The sequence below is a fragment of the Methanofollis sp. genome (assembly GCF_028702905.1).
Taxonomy (GTDB): domain Archaea; phylum Halobacteriota; class Methanomicrobia; order Methanomicrobiales; family Methanofollaceae; genus Methanofollis.
Genome location: NZ_JAQVNX010000132.1, coordinates 1 through 4,679 on the forward strand (window position 1 = coordinate 1; position 4,679 = coordinate 4,679).

Consider the following 4,679-nt stretch of genomic DNA (forward strand, 5'->3'; position numbering starts at 1 on the left):
CAGTCCAGGGTTTTCATCCTTTGCATCATTTTATTTTAAAATAACTGTGGATACAGCCCGTTTTCCCGGAAAAAACGAGGCAATTTCTGGGTTTAAATACATATTCCAACTGGCAGGTCTGGAGACCTCTCAAAGGCGCTCCAGGGCCTCCCGCCCGCTCATGCCCTCCGCGATCCCGAGGGCCCGGGCCGGACCGTTTGCCGCGGCGATCGTCCCGGCAAGGATGTCGTCGACAGTCCGGATCGACGGCCCCGATGCCAGCCGCACCTTCGCCGCCGCGTAGCCGAACTTCTCCAGGGCCTGCACGTCGACGGCGCCACAACCCACGAGGCCCTTCTCCATCTTCACGAAGACGAGGTTTGCCGGGCCGAGGGGGATCACAAAGCCCTCGGCCTTCTTCCCACCGATGGTGAGAGGTATGCTGTCCATACATGCGGTGGCACCTTCGAGGATATGAACCGCGTGGGAAAAAGTTTCCCTTCACAGGATTAACCACGGAAAAACAGAGAGACCGGAAGAGAGAGGGCGAACCGCAAAAAAAGAGATGGGATCTCGAAAGGCCCTATTCCTTCGGGGTCTCGTCGAGCAGATCTCGCACCATCTTGATCGCGCAGAGGTCGCCGCACATCGAACAGGTGTCGAGGTCGCCGTCCCTCTCGTGCATCTTCCGGGCGTGGTCGCCGTACATCGCCGCCTTGAACTGGTCGTCCCAGTTGAGGCGCCTGCGAGCCTGGGCCATCTTCAGGTCGGCCTTGGCATGGGCACCCTCGCCGAGGCGCACGATGTCGCCGACATGCGCAGCGATCTTTGCGACCCGCGTCCCCTCGACGATGTCGTCGAGGTCAGGGAGGGCGAGGTGCTCCGCGGGCGAGACCATGCAGAGGAAGTCGAGGCCGTGCATCGCCGCCACCGCCCCGCCGATCGCCCCGACCACGTGGTCGTAGCCCGTGCCGATGTCGGTCACCAGGGGGCCGAGGAGGTACAGCGGCGCCCCGTCGGTGAGTTCCTTCATCATCTGCACGTTGTAGCCGATCTGGTCGATGGGCATGTGGCCCGGTCCCTCAATGAAGCGCTGGACGCCGCGGGAAAGTGCCTGCTTTGCGAGGCGGGCCAGGGTGACGTACTCCGTCGCCTTCGCAAGTCTTTCCGCATCGTACAGGCAGCCCGGCCGCATGCCGTCGCCGAGAGAGATGACGACGTCGTTCTCCTCCAGGATCTCAAGGAGGTAGCCGTATTCCTTATAGAGCGGGTTTTCCTCGCCGGTGGCCGCCATCATCGCCACATGGAAGGCGCCGCCCCGCGAGACCACGCCCATGATACGGGGATCGGCCTTCAGGGCTGCAAGGGCGTCCTGGTTCACCCCGCAGTGGAGGGTGAGGAAGTCCACGCCCTGCTTGCAGTGGTCCCTGATGACATTGAAGAGGATGTCCGAGGTGACGTCCGCGGCCGACCCGGCCCGCCTGACCGCCTCGTAGATCGGGACCGTGCCGACAGGAGCGTCGAGGGCGAGGATCCGCTTTCTCATCGCCGGAAGGTCGCCGCCGGTCGAGAGGTCCATGAGGGCGTCGGCGCCGTTTGCGAGTGCCGCCTCGGCCTTCCTGATCTCAAGGTCAGGGTCGCACCTCTGCATCGAGGTGCCCACATTGACATTCACCTTGATCCGGCACCCTTCCCCGATGGCGACGAGGCGGTGCGGGCGACGGGGGTTGGCGGCGACGGTGATCCGTCCCCTCGTCACAGCACGAGCGGCCTGCCGTGGTGAAAGCCCCTCGTCCCTCGCGATCGCCTCGATCTCGGGCGGGACGCCTTTGAGGGACTCCTTGATCAGGGTTTGCATAACACACATCTGTCACCGATCCTTATTATTCTGCATGCCAGTCACGTGGTTGCCGGGAGAGGGGTTCTTCGCGAACAGCTATCTCTTCGGCGATATCCTCATCGACGCCGGGGTCTACCCGATGGCCGTCGCCCCCCATGCGGACAGGGTCAGGACGATCGTCATCACCCATACGCACTACGACCATATCGCCCACCTGAAGGAGATCGCGGCGATGACCGGCGCCGAGGTTTGCGTCCACGCCCTCGACGTCCCCGGCCTCACCGACGATACGCCGAGTCTTGCACCGATGTTCTGCGAGCACCCCCCGATGGTCGTCCCCGACCGCATCCTCGCGGACGGAGAGAGGGTCGGCGGCCTTCTCGTCATCCACACACCCGGCCACACGCCCGGCGGGATCTCCCTGTACAGCGAGGAGGAGCGTGCCCTCTTCTGCGGCGACACCGTCTTCCCGGGCGGGTCATTCGGGCGGTGCGACTTTCCGGGCGGGGACGGCCGCGCCCTCGCCGCCTCGGTAGAACGCCTCTCCGCCCTCGACGTCGAGGGCCTGTACCCCGGCCACGGCGAACCGGTGAAGAGCGGCGGCAGCAGGCATGTCAGGGCGTCGGCCCTCGCCCTGAAGGGCACGCGGTGATGAAGGGCGTCTACTGCCTCGTCCTCCAGACTCCGGCCTGCGAGATCGAGGTCGGCCGCCTCGGGACGGTCCGCTTCAGGGCCGGGTATCACATCTATGTCGGTTCGGCCCTCGGCCCCGGCGGACTCGAGGCACGGGTCGGCCGGCATGTCAGGCTTGCGGCGACGCGGGAGGGGCGGCCGCACTGGCACATCGACCGCCTCCTCCTCTCTTCTGACGTCGCTCTCGTGGGTGCGGTCCTCGGGGCGACGGAGGAGGATATGGAGTGCCGGATCGCCGCCGCGATCGGCGGGGAGGCCGTGCCGGGTTTCGGATGCACGGACTGCTCCTGTCCCTCGCACCTCTTTTTCCGGCCTGAAGATCCTTTTGCAGAGATTGCGGAGGCGTTCAGGAGGGCGGGCCTCGTCCCGCAGATCAGAAAGAGCAATATGGGTGAAGTCCATCTCAGTGTATGAAGGTCCTCGGCGTATCAGGGAGCATGAGAAAGGACGGCAACACCGCCCAGCTGGTCAGGTACATCCTTGCGAAGGTGCAGATGTCAGGGATCGAGACCGAATTCGTCTCCCTTGCCGGCCGGATCGTCCACCCCTGCACCGGGTGCGAGAGGTGCAAGGAGACAAAGTGGTGCGTCATCGAGGGGGACGGCTGGAGCGACATCGCCCAGCGGATGATCGAGGCCGAGGTGGTCGTCATCGGGTCGCCGACCTACTACTATGACGTCAACGGCCAGATGAAGAACCTCATCGACAGAACCTACTCCCTGTACCATGACCGGAAACTCGCGGGCAGGAATGCCGTGGCGGTGACGGTCTGCGCCGACCGCGGCTGCGAGCGTTCCCTGGAGACGATCGAGGGCTTCCTGAACACCCACCAGTTCTCGTACCTCGGCCATGTCTGCGGGAAGGCCTATCTCCCGGGCGAGATCATGACAGACGCCCGGGCGGTGAAGAAGGCCGACGGCGTCGCAAAAAAGATCGTCAACCTCCTCCAGCCGAAGGACTAAAACTTTTTTTCAGTTCCAGGAAATTCCTGTTGTACAGAGCCAGCGATGTTTTCAAAGAACCGCCTGAAACTCCGTTTCATGAGCGATTCTTCAGAGCCCATTTTCCCTGCACGGCGGATCAGAGGTCCGCCGTCTCCAGATATCTCCGGGGTCCGGGGTTCCCGGGCGCCCGCGGCTCTTTTCCCTCTTCATCACGGGAGGGGCGAAGATCCCCTTCCACCACCCCGTACTTGAGCACGTCCTCGAAACGCCCTCTGTGAAAGAGGTGCCCCCGCCGGCATCCCTCAAGGCGCAGCCCGGCCTTTTCGAGCACCCGCGCGGAGGCCGGGTTCCGCCGCAGGCAGGAGGCATGGACCCGGTGGAGGCCAAGGGGCCCGAAGGCGAAGGCGACGGCCGCCACCGCCACCTCGGTCGCATAGCCCCGCCCCCACGCGTCGGTCCTGATCCAGTATCCAAGTTCGGCGTTCCTGTTCGCGGGGTCGATGGTCAGGCCGACCGACCCGATGAGGACGCCGTCGCCGGCCCGCACAATCTTCCAGACAGCGCACCGACCGTTCGCCCACCCCGCGATGCTCGCCGCGATCCAGGCCGTGGCCATTCCCTGCGGGTACGGGTAGGGCATCCGCACCGCCGTATCTGCGATCGCGGGGTCGTCGGCAAGGCGTGCGATCTCCGGGGCGTCTGAGAACCTGAACGGCGCAAGAAGGAGATGCGCGGTCCGAAGGGTCGGCTGGACAGTCATCGTCCTGATCAGGCCACCCCGAGGATCCTCGCCGCCAGGTGGGCGGCGTTCTCCCCGCCATCGACCGCGACGCAGGCGACAGGCACGCCCTTCGGCATCTGCACGACCGAGAGGAGCGCGTCGAGGCCGCCGAGGAGTTTCCCTGAGACCGGGACGCCGATCACCGGCTTCTTCGTCTTCGAGGCGACGACACCCGGCAGGGCCGCCGACATCCCGGCGATGCAGATGAAAACCTTCGCGTCCGAGGCCTTCACGTACCCCTCCAGGCGGTCCGGGTCGCGGTGGGCCGAGATCACCTGGAGGTCGTATGTGATCCCGTACTCGTCGAGCACTTTTGCGGCCTTCTCGGCGATGGCGCTGTCCGAGGCCGACCCTGTGATAATGGCAACATCTGGCATGATATCTCTCTGTTTTCCTCAGGATAGTATAGCCTGAAGGTGGTTAGCCTTTGTCCTGCACGGCC

The 4,679-nt window shown here is 64.6% G+C and carries 7 protein-coding genes; 3 read left to right on the plus strand and 4 right to left on the minus strand.

Annotated features, from left to right (window positions below):
• Positions 1–129: 129 nt before the first annotated feature.
• Positions 130–429, minus strand: coding sequence for a YunC family protein (locus PHP59_RS11355; protein ID WP_300167064.1), 300 nt, complete (start codon positions 427–429; stop codon positions 130–132).
• A gap of 133 nt (positions 430–562) precedes the next feature.
• Complete coding sequence (thiC, locus tag PHP59_RS11360) at positions 563–1,846, minus strand: phosphomethylpyrimidine synthase ThiC (protein ID WP_300167067.1); 1,284 nt, start codon at positions 1,844–1,846, stop codon at positions 563–565.
• Positions 1,847–1,871: 25 nt separating this feature from the next.
• Between thiC and PHP59_RS11365 the strand changes: the two genes are divergently transcribed.
• The 3 genes from PHP59_RS11365 to PHP59_RS11375 are packed head-to-tail and all read left to right on the plus strand — an operon-like array spanning position 1,872 to position 3,474.
• On the plus strand, positions 1,872–2,471 hold the full coding sequence (locus tag PHP59_RS11365; RefSeq protein WP_300167070.1) for an MBL fold metallo-hydrolase: 600 nt from the start codon (positions 1,872–1,874) through the stop codon (positions 2,469–2,471).
• Entirely contained in the window at positions 2,471–2,926 is a 456-nt protein-coding gene (locus PHP59_RS11370) for a DUF123 domain-containing protein (RefSeq protein ID WP_300167073.1), read from the plus strand. Before PHP59_RS11365 ends, PHP59_RS11370 begins: the two co-directional genes overlap by 1 nt.
• Positions 2,923–3,474: a flavodoxin family protein gene (locus tag PHP59_RS11375; RefSeq protein WP_300167076.1), complete on the plus strand. Its 552-nt coding sequence runs from the start codon at positions 2,923–2,925 to the stop codon at positions 3,472–3,474. The genes PHP59_RS11370 and PHP59_RS11375 overlap by 4 nt, the downstream gene beginning before the upstream one ends.
• A gap of 118 nt (positions 3,475–3,592) precedes the next feature.
• On the opposite strand, the gene PHP59_RS11380 is transcribed toward PHP59_RS11375, so the two are convergent.
• The gene (locus PHP59_RS11380) at positions 3,593–4,216 is read right to left on the minus strand and encodes a GNAT family protein (RefSeq protein ID WP_300167079.1); all 624 of its coding nucleotides are present in this window, start codon (positions 4,214–4,216) and stop codon (positions 3,593–3,595) included.
• 8 nt (positions 4,217–4,224) lie between these two features.
• Positions 4,225–4,614: a 5-(carboxyamino)imidazole ribonucleotide mutase gene (purE, locus tag PHP59_RS11385; protein WP_300167082.1), complete on the minus strand. Its 390-nt coding sequence runs from the start codon at positions 4,612–4,614 to the stop codon at positions 4,225–4,227.
• Positions 4,615–4,679: the final 65 nt, after the last annotated feature.

Bases quoted from the DNA above. Each gene is read 5' to 3' on its own strand.
- thiC (WP_300167067.1), bottom strand. From the start codon at position 1,846: ATGTGTGTTATGCAAACCCTGATCAAGGAGTCCCTCAAAGGCGTCCCG.
- purE (WP_300167082.1), bottom strand. From the start codon at position 4,614: ATGCCAGATGTTGCCATTATCACAGGGTCGGCCTCGGACAGCGCCATC.
- PHP59_RS11380 (WP_300167079.1), bottom strand. From the start codon at position 4,216: ATGACTGTCCAGCCGACCCTTCGGACCGCGCATCTCCTTCTTGCGCCG.
- PHP59_RS11365 (WP_300167070.1), top strand. From the start codon at position 1,872: ATGCCAGTCACGTGGTTGCCGGGAGAGGGGTTCTTCGCGAACAGCTAT.
- PHP59_RS11375 (WP_300167076.1), top strand. From the start codon at position 2,923: ATGAAGGTCCTCGGCGTATCAGGGAGCATGAGAAAGGACGGCAACACC.
- PHP59_RS11370 (WP_300167073.1), top strand. From the start codon at position 2,471: ATGAAGGGCGTCTACTGCCTCGTCCTCCAGACTCCGGCCTGCGAGATC.
- PHP59_RS11355 (WP_300167064.1), bottom strand. From the start codon at position 429: ATGGACAGCATACCTCTCACCATCGGTGGGAAGAAGGCCGAGGGCTTT.